Here is a 13,509-nt window from a genome sequence, read left to right as displayed (position 1 = left end):
ACCTTGCGGGTCTGTGAGTATTCTAACATCCACCCGCATTCTCACTTCGACATTCATCACAGTTAATGAAATACGCGTACAAATTTGCATAACCGTAATGAGATCAACTTCAAATAATTTGGCTACAACTGCTGATTAAAGCGTCAGGCACACGCGCAGGATCAAAGGCGGCCGACGGGACTCTTTTTACAATCCTTCCCATTACTGCAGAACAATAAGGAAGCGACCATGTCCCCATCCAGCCCCGATGCCCTGCAACAACGTTGCCAGCAAATTGTGACAAGCCCGGTGTTAAGCCCCGAACAAAAACGCCATTTTCTGGCGCTGGAGGCGGAAAACAACCTGCCCTACCCGACGCTGGCCCCCGAAGCGCACCAGGCGCTGGAGGCGGGATTTATCTGCGATATGTTTGAGGGCCACGCGCCGTACAAGCCGCGCTATGTGCTACCCGACTATGCGGTGTTCCTGAAACAGGGTTCAGAGTGGCTTGAGCTGGAAGGGGCGAAGGATCTGGACGATGCCCTGTCGCTGTTAACCATCCTTTACCACCATGTTCCGTCCGTGACCGGCATGCCGGTGTTCCTCGGCCATCTCGATTCGCTGCTGCAGCCGTATGTTAGAATTCTAACACAAGAAGAAATCGATATTCGAATAAAACGTTTCTGGCGCTATCTCGATCGCACCCTGCCGGATGCCTTCGTGCATGCCAACATTGGCCCGGCTGATGGTCCGGTAACGCGCGCCATTTTACGCGCCGATGCAGAGCTTAAGCAGGTCTCACCCAATCTGACCTTTATTTATGATCCAGAGATCACCCCGGACGATCTGCTGCTGGAGGTGGCCAGCAACATTTGCGAATGCAGCAAGCCACATATCGCCAACGGGCCGGTAAATGATAAAATTTTCACAAAAAATGGCTTTGGCGTCGTCAGCTGTTACAACTCTCTGCCGCTGGCAGGCGGGGGCAGCACCCTGGTGCGCCTCAACCTGAAAGCCATCGCGGAGCAAAGCGATACGCTGGAGACGTTCTTCACCCGCACGTTGCCGCACTACTGCCAGCAGCAGATCGCCATCATCGATGCACGCTGCGACTTCCTTTATCAACAATCTGGCTTCTTTGAGAATAGCTTCCTGGTTAAAGAAGGGCTGATCGATCCCGACCGTTTTGTGCCGATGTTCGGCATGTATGGCCTGGCCGAAGCGGTGAACGTGCTGTGCGAGAAAGCCGGGATGAAGGGACGCTACGGTAAAGATCCGCAGGCCAACGCGCTGGGCTACCGCATCAGCGAGCAGCTGGCGGCCTTTGTGGAAAATACCCCGGTCAGATATGGCTGGAAGCAGCGCGCCCTGCTGCATGCCCAGTCGGGGATCAGCTCTGACGTCGGCACCACACCGGGGGCGCGCCTGCCCTATGGCGATGAGCCCGACCCGATCGGCCATCTGCTGGCGGTAGCACCGCACCACCGGCACTATCACGCCGGGATCAGCGACATCCTGACCCTGGACGAAACCATCAAGCGCAATCCGCAGGCGGTAGTGGAACTCTGCCTGGGCGCCTTCCGCGCCGGGATGCGCGAGTTCAGCGCCAATATCTCGGGTAACGATCTGGTTCGTGTCACCGGCTATATGGTGCGACTCTCCGATCTGGAGAAATACCGCGCCGAAGGTTCACGCACCAATACCACCTGGCTGGGTGAAGAGGCCGCCCGCAACACCCGCATCCTGGAGCGCCAGCCGCGCGTGATAAGCCATGAACAACAGATGCGCTTTAGTCAGTAAGGTTATCCCCTTCTCCTGCGTCGACGGGCCCGGCAGTCGCCTGGCCCTGTTTCTGCAGGGCTGTAACCTGCGCTGCAAAACCTGCCACAACCCGTGGACGATAGGCCGGTGCAACGACTGTGCGGCCTGCGTGCCGCACTGCCCGCACGAGGCGCTGAACATTCAGGCCGGACGGGTCTGGTGGGATGACGCCCATTGCCAGCAGTGCGACACCTGCCTGCAGATATGCCCGCAGCAGGCGACGCCGATGGCGCTGCGTTTAAGCGTAGAGGAGGTCGTGGCCGAGGTCCGCAAGGTGTCGCCCTTTATCTCCGGCATCACCGTCAGCGGCGGGGAAGCCACCACCCAGCTGCCGTTTCTGGTGGCGCTGTTTTCGGCTCTGAAAGCCGATCCGCAGCTGCAGCATTTGTCCTGTCTGGTGGACAGCAACGGTCTGTTAAGCGAAACCGGCTGGCAAAAACTGCTCCCGCTGTTTGACGGCGCGATGCTGGATCTCAAGGCCTGGGACAACGAACACCACCGCTACCTGACCGGACGCGACAACACCGTCATCAAGCACAGCATCCGCTGGCTGGCCGCCCACAACCGGCTGAGCGAGCTGCGTCTGCTGGTGATCCCGGATCGCTGTGATTACCTGACGCACCGTCGGGAGCTGATCGCGTTTATTCGTCGGTTAGGGGATGTGCCTGTCAGGATCAACGCCTTTCACGCGCACGGCGTCTACGGTGAAGCCCGGCACTGGCGGAGCGCCACGGCGGAGGATGTCGAACCGCTGGCAGAGGTGCTGGAGCGGGAGCGGATCAGGGTGATCCGCCCGTCGCTCTACCTATAGCGGCAGATCGAACAGCGTGCGGGTGTTGTGCAGCAGCGCATCGGCGATCTCATCCGCGGGCTCATCACGCAGTTCACACAACGTAGCAAATACCCGCGCCGCCTGTTCCGGACGGTTCGGCTGGCCCTGAAAACCATTGAGCGGCATGTCGGGCGCGTCCGTTTCAAGTAGCAAAGCGGATAGCGGTAACTGCGCCATCACGTCGCGGGTTTTACTGGCCCGGGGATAGGTGATGGTGCCACCGACGCCGATTTTATACCCCATCTCCACAAAGCGCTGCGCCTGCTGCAGGCTGCCGGCAAAGCCATGTACCACGCCGGTCCGCGGCAGATCCTGGCGCCTAAGGTGCATCGCCAGTTTGTCGTGGGTGCGCCGGGAATGGAGGATCACCGGCAGATCGTAGCGTTTCGCCAGCTTCAGCTGTGCGTCGAGGATCGCCTCCTGACGATCGAAGTGAGGATCCTCCCGATAGAGATCGAGGCCGATCTCCCCCACCGCCACCAGCCTCTCCGGCCGTGCGGCCAGCGCCGCTTCCAGCTGGTCAAGGTGCGCATCCTGATGGGATTCGATCACAATCGGGTGCAGGCCCAGCGCCATATAGAGCGTCGGATAGCGCGCCCCGAGACGCAGAACCCGGTCGATGCTCGCCACATCAATGGCCGGCACCACAATCCCCATTACCCCGGCATCGGCAGCGCGCTGGATGCTGGCGGGTTCATCGTCAGTGAAAGGCGGGAAATCAAAGTGACAATGGGTATCGATAAAGCGGTAAGTCACGCCAGATCCTCGTTATCAAACAGGGTGTCATTGGCCTCAGGGGCCATCACCAGCGGCGTGGTGATCGCGTCGTTGGCCACGCTTGCCGGGGGGAACCACCAGCGGCGCGGGAGTGATGAGCTGCTGATGGCGGCGCAGCGGCGGACGCTCGGCCAGCAGCTTGCCCACCGTCGCCAGGAAATAGCGCCCGCACAGGCGCCCGGTTTTGTAGTCGTCCCGCAGGGCGGGCACGCGGCTGCCCAGCGCCATGCTGTTGAGCGGACGTGGGGGATAGATTTCAAAGATCCGCAGTTTGCCCGGCGGCTTCTCGATAAAGCGCTGGATGCTGTGGTAGCTGGCCTCATGATGTGAAACCAGGTTCAGCATCGGCTGCAGGCTGCTGTCGCCCAGCCAGCGCTCCATCCGCTTAAACCACTGCGGCGTATAGTACATCTGCGAGGGTACGGTGCGGATCACCACGATGGTCTGAGCCCCGCGTCGGGCCGCCTCCTGCACCGGGATCGCGTCGCTGACCCCGCCGTCGAGATAGGCGATGCCGTCCAGCGCCGCACCGGTGCGGTAGAAGCCGGGGATCGCGCTGGTGGCGCGCAGGATATCCAGCCAGTTCTCTTTTTGCGGGGAGAAATAGCTGGCCGAGTAGTCGTCGCCGCGACAGGCGCACATCCAGAAGGTTTTACCGGTATCGAACAGGCGGGAGGCGTTATCCATTGCCAGCGGCATTTTGCTGGCGGTGGCGTCCAGCAGCCAGTCGAGATCGATAAGATTACCGCCGCGCACAAAGCGCAGCGGATCGAAGAAGTCGCGGGAGGTGGTGTAACGCATGATCACTTTGCGGGCGTAACCCGGCTGATTGCAGACGTAGGCCGAGAGATTTTGCGCGCCGGCGGAGGTGCCGAAATAGAGATCGAACGGATTAAACTGCGCGCGCATAAATTCGTCCAGCACGCCGGCCGTGAAGATCCCTCGCTGTCCGCCGCCCTCACACACCAGGGCTATCTGGCCTGGTCGAAAAGGTTTCAGCGCCAGCGGCGCAATGTTGCCGAGCGTTACCGGAATTCGCTGCCCCACCTCTGCTTTCCTGTTTTTTTATTTGTTCTGTTACTACACAGTAGCGTAGACAGGGTGTTTTACTCAAATCGGATGCGGGTAAACGTCAGGCATAAAAAAAGGCTCATGCTATGCATGAGCCTTTTTCATCAACGTACCCATAACCTGAGCTATGGACGACGGCGTCCGGTGAACAGGCTAACCAGGAACAGGATAATACCGACGACGAAGACAATTTTCGCCGCGCCCGCCGCTGTACCTGCCAGACCACCAAAACCCAGAGCGGCGGCAATTAACGCGATAACCAGAAAAATGATGCCCCAACGAAACATAAGACTCTCCTTACCATAGTTAATGTCGACCGCATGGTGAGCGCTCAGGTTGCTCACGGCGATACTAAGGTTTAATTCTTATCTCGCCTTCTGGCCTCAGCCAGAAGGGCGATTGTGGTGTTTTATTTAACTTTCAGATCGTTTTTAACGCTTTTCACGCCATCAATGGCTTTTGCGATGCTCTCAGCACGGTCGCTTTGTGCCTTAGAATCCACCGTACCGCTCAGCTGAACCACACCGTCGGTGGTTTCAACTTTCACTTTACGTGATGGCACGATGTCATCAGCTAACAGTTTAGCTTTGATTTCGCTGGTAGTTGCAGTATCGCCGGCATAGCCTTTGGCAGACTGCTCTTTACCGTCACGCACGTGCAGTTTGTCGCTGACAGAGGTCACACCCTCTACCTTTTTCGCCACGGCGACGGCTTTTTCAGCCTGCTCCTGGCTTTCGACAAAGCCACTCAGGGTGACGACGTTTTTCTCAGTTTCTACGGAAATATCGGTGCTCTTGATATCATCAGCGTCTACCAGTGCAGCTTTTACTTTAGCTGTGATAGAGCTGTCATCCATGAAGTTACCGACTTTATTCATAGAGTTATCGATTTTTTCCCCTGCGGTGTTCGCTGTGGAGTGCGCTTTTTCCGTGGTCGTGGTTTCTGCCATTGCAGAACCGCACACCAGAGCACTACCCATCATTACCGCCAGCAGAGTTTTCGAAATCTTCAGTTTTTTAGTATTCATCGATGTATTCCTGTGGTTTGCTCCGAATTCGAGCGTAAATCATCATGCCTAAGTAGTCTTTCATACTACCAATCAACACTCGGGCGAGATGAGAACCTTATCAACACGCATTGAGTGGAGCTTTCATCTGCGCCCGGTGTTAAACACTGAGTTAAATATAGATCACTCTCGCGGCGCTGCTTTCAGAATTGGCTAAAAAACGAGCAACAAGTAACAAAAGATGATGAATTAAGAACATTCCGTAAGGGTTTAATAAGGCAGGGATTTAAGCAGAGCACGGCGGCTGCCGTGCTCTGAGAAGGGATTAGTGCTCGCGGGTTTTACGGAACTGAACGTCCGGGTAACGATCGTGCGCCAGGTTCAGGTTAACCATGGTTGGGGCGATATAGGTGAGGTTATCGCCGCCGTCCAGCGCCAGCTGGATCTCGTTCTTACGCTTAAATTCTTCGAATTTCTTCACGTCAGAACACTCAACCCAGCGCGCCGTCGCCACGTTGACCGATTCGTAAATCGCTTCAACGTTGTATTCGCTCTTCAGACGGGCAACCACCACGTCAAACTGCAGCACACCGACGGCACCAACAATCAGATCGTTATTGGAAATTGGGCGGAACACCTGCACCGCACCCTCTTCCGACAGCTGAACCAGCCCTTTCAGCAGCTGTTTCTGCTTCAGCGGATCCCGCAGGCGGATACGACGGAACAGTTCCGGCGCGAAGTTCGGAATACCGGTGAACTTCATCATCTCACCCTGGGTGAAGGTATCACCAATCTGAATGGTGCCGTGGTTATGCAGACCAATGATGTCACCCGGGTAGGCCTCTTCCACGTGGGAACGGTCGCCGGCCATAAAGGTCAGCGCATCGGAGATCACCACGTCTTTGCCGGTACGCACCTGGCGCAGCTTCATGCCCTTTTCATATTTGCCGGACACCACGCGCATAAAGGCCACGCGGTCACGGTGTTTGGGGTCCATGTTGGCCTGGATCTTAAATACGAAGCCGGTGAACTTCTCTTCGCTGGCGACCACTTCACGGGTGTCGGTGTTACGCGGCATCGGCTGCGGCGCCCACTCCACCAGGCCATCCAGCATATGGTCTACGCCGAAGTTGCCCAGCGCGGTACCAAAGAAGACCGGGGTGATTTCACCCGCAAGGAACAGATCCTGGTCGAACTCGTGGGACGCGCCTTTCACCAGCTCCAGCTCGTCACGCAGCTGCTCTGCCAGCTCATCGCCGACCGCCGCGTTCAGCTCCGGGTTATCCAGCCCTTTAACGACGCGTACTTCCTGGATGGTGTGACCTTTACCGGTCTGATACAGGTAGGTTTCGTCTTTATAGAGATGGTAGACACCTTTGAACAGCTTGCCGCAGCCGATTGGCCAGGTGATTGGCGCACAGGCGATCTTCAGCTCGCGCTCCACTTCGTCCATCACTTCCATCGGATCGCGGATGTCACGGTCGAGTTTGTTCATAAAGGTGAGGATCGGCGTGTCGCGCAGACGGGTTACTTCCATCAGCTTGCGGGTACGATCTTCAACGCCTTTCGCGGCATCGATCACCATCAGACAGCAGTCCACCGCCGTCAGGGTACGGTAGGTATCTTCGGAGAAGTCTTCGTGCCCCGGGGTATCGAGCAGGTTCACCAGGCAGTCGTGATACGGGAACTGCATCACGGAGGTGGTGATCGAGATACCACGCTGCTTTTCCATCTCCATCCAGTCAGATTTTGCATGCTGGCTGGAGCCACGGCCTTTTACCGTACCGGCGGTCTGGATCGCCTGTCCGAACAGCAGCACCTTTTCGGTGATGGTGGTTTTACCGGCATCCGGGTGAGAGATAATGGCAAAAGTACGGCGCTTGGCCACCTCTTGCAGATAAGGAGACAACGTCATAGTAAAATCTTCTTTAATAAGCGCGGCAGCACGCCACGCATCTGGAATACGAATTTGCGGCTATTTTACCCATCAATGGGGGGGCAGGCAATCAATGTTTACACAGGAGTTGCTCCAGTTCGCTCAGGGAGGCTACGGTCCAGGTCGGTTTGATTCCCTCCGGCAGGGGGCGGTTGTGCGCATTCAGCCAGCAGGTGGACAGCCCGGCATTCATGCCGCCGAGGATATCGGACTCTGCCGTATCCCCCACCATCAGCACTTTTGCCCGGTCAGGGTTGCCGGCCTGGTCCAGCGCATAATCAAAGATTTTCCCTGCCGGTTTGGCCACGCCAACCTGTTCGGAGATCACTAAGAGATCAAAGTAGTCACGAAAACCGGTGCGCTCCAGGCGGATCTGCTGCAGCGCGGTAAAGCCGTTGGTAATGATCCCAAGCTTCGCCTTGCCTTTCAGGGAGGCGAGCAGCGACGCGGCGCCCGGCAGCGGGGCGCAGATTTCTGCCATCGCGTTAAGAAACGCGTGGTTCAGATCGCCAGGCGGAACCTTGAGGCGCTCGGACCAGCCCTGAAAACGCTGATGCTGCAGCTGTAACGCGGTGATCGCCCCGTTCTGGTAATCCACCCACAACGGTTTGTTCACCGTCTGGTAATCCTGGAAGTCTTCAGCGGTGAAGGTCACGCTGTAGTCGAGAAACATCCGCTGTAAGCCGCCGAACGAATCAAACGTAAACAGCGTTTCGTCAGCATCAAAGAAAATCCAGTCCCAGTTCATCGTTACAACCTTTTTTAGTTATCCAAGCGGCAGAGCCATGATAATGGCGTCTTCACGTCCTTCTGCGGTGGGGTAGTAGTTACGGCGGATCGTCGCCTCGTTGAAGCCCAGGCTTTCATAGAGTGCGATGGCGGCGGCGTTCGAGGCCCGTACTTCCAGCCACAGCGTGAAAACGTCTCGTGCTTCCAGCTCGCGAATTAAATGTTCCAGCAGTTCTCTGCCCAGCCCACGGCGCTGAAAGGCAGGATCTACGGCGATGTTAAACAGCGTCGCCTCATCCAGAACGACCTGCGTAATGGCGAAAGCCGCCAGGGTATTATCGACATCCAGCCGATAGTTGAGGTAACGCTCGCCCTGGTTGCTGGCAAAGGTTTTTTCACTCCACGGAAAGGCGTGGGCGCGTTTTTCGATATCAAAAGCCTGCGCTAAATCAGTCGTCGTGAGGGAAGAAATTGTGTTCATGTTCGCAGATTTGTTGCCACAGCGCGCGACGTGCCGCCGGGTTCGCTTTAAGTTCGTCCAGTACCGGAGTGGCCAGATTGCCGCCCTCCAGCGTCATCTCTTCCGTCACGCCAAGCTGCCAGCTGTTACAGCGGCCCTCCGGGGGCAGCATCGCCACGCGTTCGGGCGTCAGCTGCAGCACCTGATCGGCACTCAGCTTAAGTGCGCGCAGCACATCGGCAATCAGCGGCTCGCTCAGCGCGGGCAGGCTCTGCGCCACCATCACCAGACGAACGTGCGCCGGAAGCGAGATGGCGATTTCGCCCTGCAAGGCCGCCGGGCGGCGCAACGCCCACTGGGTAATGCCCAGTTGCTGTAATTGCCTGTCTCGTCGGGATGCCATTGCGAAAACTCCTGTCTGTCAGGCGCGCAAATATAGCAAATGTGTCGAATCTGCGCCATCTACCTACTATAATCCCCGCCTGAGTTTATTGAGGAACAATTCATGTCTGCATTTACCCCGGCAAGTGAAGTCTTGCTGCGCCACAGTGATGATTTCGAACAAAGCCGTATTCTGTTTGCCGGAGATATGCAGGATGACCTGCCTGCCCGTTTCGAGTGCGCCGACAGCCGCGCGCACACCCAGCAGTATCACCACTGGCAGGTGCTGAGCCGCCAGATGGGCGAGCGCGCCCGTTACAGCCTGGTGGCTGAACAGAGCGACGTGGCGGACTGCGATACGCTGATCTACTACTGGCCGAAGAACAAACCTGAAGCCCAGTTCCAGCTGATGAACCTGCTCTCCCTGCTGCCGGTGGGTTGCGATATTTTCGTGATCGGCGAGAACCGCAGCGGCGTGCGCAGCGCCGAGCAGATGCTGGCGGATTACGTCACGCTGAACAAAGTCGACAGCGCCCGTCGCTGTGGCCTGTACCATGGCCGTCTGGACAAAAAACCGACCTTCGACGCGGAAAAATACTGGGGCGAATACCAGCTGGATGGCCTGACCATCAAAACGCTGCCGGGCGTCTTCAGCCGTGACGGACTGGACGTCGGCAGCCAGTTGCTGCTCTCCACCTTCACGCCGCACACTAAAGGCAAAGTGCTGGATGTCGGCTGTGGCGCGGGCGTGCTCTCCGCCGTACTGGCCAGCCACTCGCCGAAAGTGCGTTTAACCCTGACCGACGTTGGCGCTTCTGCCATTGAAGCCAGCCGCGCGACCCTTGCCGCTAACGGTATTGAGGGCGAGGTGTTCGCCTCTAACGTGCTCTCCGACGTGACCGGCCGTTTCGATATGATCATCTCCAACCCACCGTTCCATGACGGGATGGAAACCAGCCTCGAAGCAGCACAAACGTTGATCCGCACCGCGGTACGCCATCTGAACAGCGGCGGCGAGCTGCGCATCGTGGCGAACGCCTTCCTGCCGTATCCGAAAGTGCTGGATGAAGTCTTCGGCTTCCACGAAGTGCTGGCTCAGACCGGTCGCTTTAAGATCTACCGCGCGATCATGACCCGTCAGGCGAAGAAATAACGTCTCACTCCGGCCCGATCTCCCCGATCGGGCCATTTTTGCAACAATCAAAACATCCGGCACAATTATCTGTTGACGAATAGCTGAAAACATCTAGAATGCGCCTCCGTGGTTGCGATACTTTTTTGTATCGTTGGTATGCGAAGGTGGCGGAATTGGTAGACGCGCTAGCTTCAGGTGTTAGTGTCCTTTGGATGTGGGGGTTCGAGTCCCCCCCCCTCGCACCAACAACCATGATTGATATTGCTCGCACTGGGCGAAGGTGGCGGAATTGGTAGACGCGCTAGCTTCAGGTGTTAGTGTCCTTAGGATGTGGGGGTTCGAGTCCCCCCCCCCTCGCACCAACGAGGCGATATCAATAAAATAAGATGACTGTGCGAAGGTGGCGGAATTGGTAGACGCGCTAGCTTCAGGTGTTAGTGTCCTTAGGATGTGGGGGTTCGAGTCCCCCCCCCCTCGCACCAATTATCTTATCTCTCCCTGAAATTCTCCCTTGTTATCCTCTCATTTCAGATTCATCGCCAGCACCCATATTCCCGCAATCAGCGCGACACAAGATGGCAGCAGCACAAAGTGCCGCAGTTGTTTATGCCAGATCATGACCGATGACATCAGTAATCCCGACACGATAATCAGTTTCCAGACCGCCAGCGACAGATCGGTAAAGGCCAGCCCGGCAATCATCGCCCCCGGCAGTATCACACCCCATCCACTCCCTAACGCTCTGCTCAACATGATCCGTCTCTCACTTCGATAATGATAACCAATATCATATGATATAATTTCTCATTTGTCAGCGTAGAGCCTATTTGTGTAAAAAATCTTGCGCACGGTTTTATCTATAGTTAGGATTGGCAATCATTATCATTTAGATTTTTATCCAGCCCAATTATGGCCATACGCTCTGCACACGTCATTGAGAATGTTATCTGGCAAACCCGCCTTCCGGCCGGGCCTTCCGGGCTTGCGGATGCGGTACGTGATGCCATTGCCGGGACGCGTGCGCATATGCTGGACGTCATCAAGCTGGATGAGACCCCTCCGCATCACGCCCTGACGCTGGCGCAGTGGCAACGCCCTGCCGAGCTGCAGTCGTTGCTGGCAACCTACTCCGATCATATCTACCGCAATCAACCCACCCTGGCGCGCGAGAACAAGCCGCTGCTGTCGCTGTGGGCGCAATGGTATATCGGGCTGATGGTGCCGCCGATGATGCTGGCCCTGCTTACCCAGGACGTAGCGCTGGATCTCTCCCCTGAGCACTTCCACGTTGAGTTTCACGAAACCGGGCGCGCCGCCTGCTTCTGGATCGACGTCCACGAAGACAGCCAGACGACCTCGCTTTCTGCGCAGCAAAGAATTGAAGTGCTGATTACCCGAGCGCTGATCCCGGTCGTTGAGGCGCTGGAAGAGACGGGTGAGATTAACGGCAAACTTATCTGGAGCAATACCGGGTATTTAATTCACTGGTATCTGAATGAAATGAAAAGCCTGCTGGGCGATGAGAAGGTCGACGCGCTGCGCCAGTCCCTTTTCTTTGCCCGCCAGCTGTCGGATGGGCGTGATAACCCGCTTTACCGCACAGTGGTTCCGCGCGACGGGCTGCTGGTGCGTCGCACCTGCTGTCAGCGCTATCGCCTGCCGGATGTGCAGCAGTGCGGGGACTGCACGCTTAAATAAACGGGTGCGGCCTGAAATTGGGTGCGGGCCTGATGCCCTCACCCTGGCCCTCTCCCACGGGGAGTGGGAACAAATACTAGAAACGGCAACCTCTGGGTTGCCGTTTTGCTTTTACCTATGCCACCTGCTGACTTTCCTCGTCGGCACGCTGGGCCTCTTCGGCCTCCTGCGCCAGCAGCTGCTTCTCGTACACTTTAAAGAACGGGTAGTAGATGATGGCGGAGACGAGGGCTAACAGCACCACCAGTACCGCCGCGCGGAAATCCCAGCCCAGCGCCCAGGCGGCCCCCACCGGCGCAGGCGCCGTCCACGGCACCACGGAGATCACGCGGCCAATCAGATCCAGCTTCATCGCCGCCCACGCCAGTACCGCATTCACCATCGGCGCCAGCAGGAACGGAATGAAGAACACCGGGTTCATTACGATCGGCGTACCAAAGATCACCGGCTCGTTAATGTTAAAAATACTCGGTACCACGCTCAGACGGCCAATCGAACGCAGGTGCGCCGAGCGGCTGCGCAGATAGCAGAACACCAGCCCCATCGTCGCCCCGGAGCCGCCAATTACAATGAAGAAGGTCCAGAACGCTTCCATAAAGATGTGCGGCAACGGCGCACTGTTCGCCAGCGCGGTCTGGTTCATCCCAAGGTTGGTCAGCCAGAACATCTGCAGCATCCCGGAGACAATCGCCGCCCCGTGGATCCCTGCAAACCACAGCAAATGCCCAATCAGCACCGCCAGCAGGATCGCCGGCAGGGAGTCCGCCGCGGAGACCAGCGGCTTGAAGATGGCCATAATCGCCTGCGGGATCAGCATGCCAAACTCGGACTGGATGAACAGGCTCAGCGGATAGAGGGTTAACACGACCACCAGCACCGGAATCAGCAGATCGAAGGAGTTCTTGATCATCGGCGGCACCTGGTCGGGCAGGCGGATACCGATATTGTGCGCCTTCAGGAAACGCATCATCTCCACGCAGTAGATCGCCACCAGAATGGCGGTGAAGATCCCCGTCCCACCGAGGCTATCCACCGGCAGCGCGCCTTTGGTTTTCGGCGCAGCAATCAACAGGAAGGCCATCAGCGACAGCATGGCGCACATGAAGGGGTCGAGCTGGTGCGACTTAACGTAGTGCTTGCCGAGGTTATAGGCGATAGCAGCACAAATATAGAGGGACATTACCCCCATTGTCATATCAAACGGAGTCAGGATCTGGCCTTCAAACTGTTTCGCCATATCCAGCCAGGCGCGGGCAAAGCCCCAGGTGGTGTCCGGTGAAAACGGCGGGTAGGCAAACACCAGTAAGAACGAGCCGACGATCATAAATGGCATGGCGGAAATAAAGCCGTCGCGGATGGCCATCACGTGACGCTGGGAAGAGATGCGTCCGGCAATGGGGCTGACATAGTTTTCAACAAAGCGGAATATCAGGTTAAACGCAGCATGGTTGGCAGACATAACGGCTCTCCTGTCAGACGATCGTTTCGGGCGCAGACACGCCGCACGGTGTTCCATATACCACTTTCACCACCTTGCTGGTTCGCTTACCAGCGGTACTGCTCAAACGGATAGGTTTCATAATCGACTCTTATTATTTATGGGATACAGGGGAAATGACGTAATCAGTATTAATCTCTGCTTCACGGTCTGCAACCGGTTACTGTAACCGGTTTCCGTGATTGT

13 protein-coding genes, 3 tRNA genes and 1 pseudogene are annotated in these 13,509 nt (G+C 57.1%); 7 read left to right on the top strand and 10 right to left on the bottom strand.

The window, feature by feature from the left end; all coding sequences use genetic code 11:
* Positions 1 to 228: 228 nt before the first annotated feature.
* Both AAHB66_RS03230 and AAHB66_RS03225 read left to right on the top strand, forming a co-directional pair.
* Entirely contained in the window at positions 229 to 1,779 is a 1,551-nt protein-coding gene (locus AAHB66_RS03230) for a YjjI family glycine radical enzyme (protein ID WP_347115201.1), read from the top strand.
* Positions 1,751 to 2,611: a YjjW family glycine radical enzyme activase gene (locus AAHB66_RS03225; RefSeq protein WP_347115200.1), complete on the top strand. Its 861-nt coding sequence runs from the start codon at positions 1,751 to 1,753 to the stop codon at positions 2,609 to 2,611. The genes AAHB66_RS03230 and AAHB66_RS03225 overlap by 29 nt, the downstream gene beginning before the upstream one ends.
* On the opposite strand, the gene AAHB66_RS03220 is transcribed toward AAHB66_RS03225, so the two are convergent.
* The 8 genes and pseudogenes from AAHB66_RS03220 to AAHB66_RS03185 all read right to left on the bottom strand — a co-directional run bounded on the left by AAHB66_RS03220 (position 2,606) and on the right by AAHB66_RS03185 (position 9,014).
* Complete coding sequence (locus tag AAHB66_RS03220) at positions 2,606 to 3,388, bottom strand: metal-dependent hydrolase (protein ID WP_347115199.1); 783 nt, start codon at positions 3,386 to 3,388, stop codon at positions 2,606 to 2,608. The two genes, AAHB66_RS03225 and AAHB66_RS03220, sit on opposite strands and share 6 nt — an antisense overlap.
* Positions 3,385 to 4,456, bottom strand: a pseudogene (locus AAHB66_RS03215) (patatin family protein). The gene AAHB66_RS03220 and the pseudogene AAHB66_RS03215 overlap by 4 nt, the downstream one beginning before the upstream one ends.
* Before the next feature lie 149 nt (positions 4,457 to 4,605).
* On the bottom strand, positions 4,606 to 4,767 hold the full coding sequence (locus AAHB66_RS03210; protein WP_002887716.1) for a DUF1328 family protein: 162 nt from the start codon (positions 4,765 to 4,767) through the stop codon (positions 4,606 to 4,608).
* 122 nt (positions 4,768 to 4,889) lie between these two features.
* Positions 4,890 to 5,507: a molecular chaperone OsmY gene (gene osmY, locus AAHB66_RS03205; protein WP_347115198.1), complete on the bottom strand. Its 618-nt coding sequence runs from the start codon at positions 5,505 to 5,507 to the stop codon at positions 4,890 to 4,892.
* A 304-nt stretch (positions 5,508 to 5,811) separates the two neighbouring features.
* Entirely contained in the window at positions 5,812 to 7,401 is a 1,590-nt protein-coding gene (prfC, locus tag AAHB66_RS03200) for a peptide chain release factor 3 (protein ID WP_142488147.1), read from the bottom strand.
* Between the two features lie 91 nt (positions 7,402 to 7,492).
* A complete protein-coding gene (gene yjjG / locus AAHB66_RS03195; protein WP_347115197.1) occupies positions 7,493 to 8,170 on the bottom strand; it encodes a pyrimidine 5'-nucleotidase in 678 nt (225 codons plus the stop codon).
* 18 nt (positions 8,171 to 8,188) lie between these two features.
* A complete protein-coding gene (gene rimI / locus AAHB66_RS03190; RefSeq protein WP_156262867.1) occupies positions 8,189 to 8,632 on the bottom strand; it encodes a ribosomal protein S18-alanine N-acetyltransferase in 444 nt (147 codons plus the stop codon).
* Positions 8,601 to 9,014, bottom strand: coding sequence for a DNA polymerase III subunit psi (locus AAHB66_RS03185; RefSeq protein ID WP_347115196.1), 414 nt, complete (start codon positions 9,012 to 9,014; stop codon positions 8,601 to 8,603). The genes rimI and AAHB66_RS03185 overlap by 32 nt, the downstream gene beginning before the upstream one ends.
* Before the next feature lie 102 nt (positions 9,015 to 9,116).
* Here AAHB66_RS03185 and rsmC point away from each other — a divergent pair, with 102 nt between their 5' ends.
* From rsmC to AAHB66_RS03165, 4 genes are all read left to right on the top strand, one after another.
* Positions 9,117 to 10,145 (top strand): 16S rRNA (guanine(1207)-N(2))-methyltransferase RsmC, encoded by a 1,029-nt coding sequence (gene rsmC / locus AAHB66_RS03180; protein WP_347115195.1) that lies wholly within the window; start codon positions 9,117 to 9,119, stop codon positions 10,143 to 10,145.
* A 140-nt stretch (positions 10,146 to 10,285) separates the two neighbouring features.
* Positions 10,286 to 10,372 (top strand) — tRNA-Leu (locus tag AAHB66_RS03175).
* Between the two features lie 29 nt (positions 10,373 to 10,401).
* Positions 10,402 to 10,489 (top strand) — tRNA-Leu (locus AAHB66_RS03170).
* 32 nt (positions 10,490 to 10,521) lie between these two features.
* Positions 10,522 to 10,609 (top strand) — tRNA-Leu (locus tag AAHB66_RS03165).
* Between the two features lie 40 nt (positions 10,610 to 10,649).
* Here AAHB66_RS03165 and AAHB66_RS03160 read toward each other — a convergent pair.
* Positions 10,650 to 10,880 carry a DUF1435 domain-containing protein gene (locus AAHB66_RS03160; protein WP_347115194.1) on the bottom strand — a complete coding sequence of 77 codons (231 nt, stop codon included), beginning with the start codon at positions 10,878 to 10,880 and terminating at the stop codon, positions 10,650 to 10,652.
* A gap of 156 nt (positions 10,881 to 11,036) precedes the next feature.
* Here AAHB66_RS03160 and fhuF point away from each other — a divergent pair, with 156 nt between their 5' ends.
* Complete coding sequence (fhuF, locus tag AAHB66_RS03155; RefSeq protein ID WP_347115193.1) at positions 11,037 to 11,825, top strand: siderophore-iron reductase FhuF; 789 nt, start codon at positions 11,037 to 11,039, stop codon at positions 11,823 to 11,825.
* Positions 11,826 to 11,940: 115 nt separating this feature from the next.
* Here fhuF and AAHB66_RS03150 read toward each other — a convergent pair whose 3' ends face one another.
* Positions 11,941 to 13,284, bottom strand: a complete 1,344-nt coding sequence (locus AAHB66_RS03150) for a PTS sugar transporter subunit IIC (protein ID WP_347115192.1) — start codon at positions 13,282 to 13,284, stop codon at positions 11,941 to 11,943.
* Between the last annotated feature and the right edge of the window lie 225 nt (positions 13,285 to 13,509).

Origin of the sequence: Leclercia sp. S52, assembly GCF_039727615.1 — a bacterium.
Taxonomy (GTDB): domain Bacteria; phylum Pseudomonadota; class Gammaproteobacteria; order Enterobacterales; family Enterobacteriaceae; genus Enterobacter; species Enterobacter adecarboxylatus_B.
The sequence above is the reverse complement of the archived record's forward strand: the minus strand, read 5'-3'. Positions and strand labels throughout refer to the sequence as shown.

Bases quoted from the DNA above. Each gene is read 5' to 3' on its own strand.
- AAHB66_RS03230 (WP_347115201.1), top strand. From the start codon at position 229: ATGTCCCCATCCAGCCCCGATGCCCTGCAACAACGTTGCCAGCAAATT.
- AAHB66_RS03225 (WP_347115200.1), top strand. From the start codon at position 1,751: ATGAACAACAGATGCGCTTTAGTCAGTAAGGTTATCCCCTTCTCCTGC.
- AAHB66_RS03210 (WP_002887716.1), bottom strand. From the start codon at position 4,767: ATGTTTCGTTGGGGCATCATTTTTCTGGTTATCGCGTTAATTGCCGCC.
- osmY (WP_347115198.1), bottom strand. From the start codon at position 5,507: ATGAATACTAAAAAACTGAAGATTTCGAAAACTCTGCTGGCGGTAATG.
- prfC (WP_142488147.1), bottom strand. From the start codon at position 7,401: ATGACGTTGTCTCCTTATCTGCAAGAGGTGGCCAAGCGCCGTACTTTT.
- yjjG (WP_347115197.1), bottom strand. From the start codon at position 8,170: ATGAACTGGGACTGGATTTTCTTTGATGCTGACGAAACGCTGTTTACG.
- rimI (WP_156262867.1), bottom strand. From the start codon at position 8,632: ATGAACACAATTTCTTCCCTCACGACGACTGATTTAGCGCAGGCTTTT.
- AAHB66_RS03185 (WP_347115196.1), bottom strand. From the start codon at position 9,014: ATGGCATCCCGACGAGACAGGCAATTACAGCAACTGGGCATTACCCAG.
- rsmC (WP_347115195.1), top strand. From the start codon at position 9,117: ATGTCTGCATTTACCCCGGCAAGTGAAGTCTTGCTGCGCCACAGTGAT.
- AAHB66_RS03160 (WP_347115194.1), bottom strand. From the start codon at position 10,880: ATGTTGAGCAGAGCGTTAGGGAGTGGATGGGGTGTGATACTGCCGGGG.
- fhuF (WP_347115193.1), top strand. From the start codon at position 11,037: ATGGCCATACGCTCTGCACACGTCATTGAGAATGTTATCTGGCAAACC.
- AAHB66_RS03150 (WP_347115192.1), bottom strand. From the start codon at position 13,284: ATGTCTGCCAACCATGCTGCGTTTAACCTGATATTCCGCTTTGTTGAA.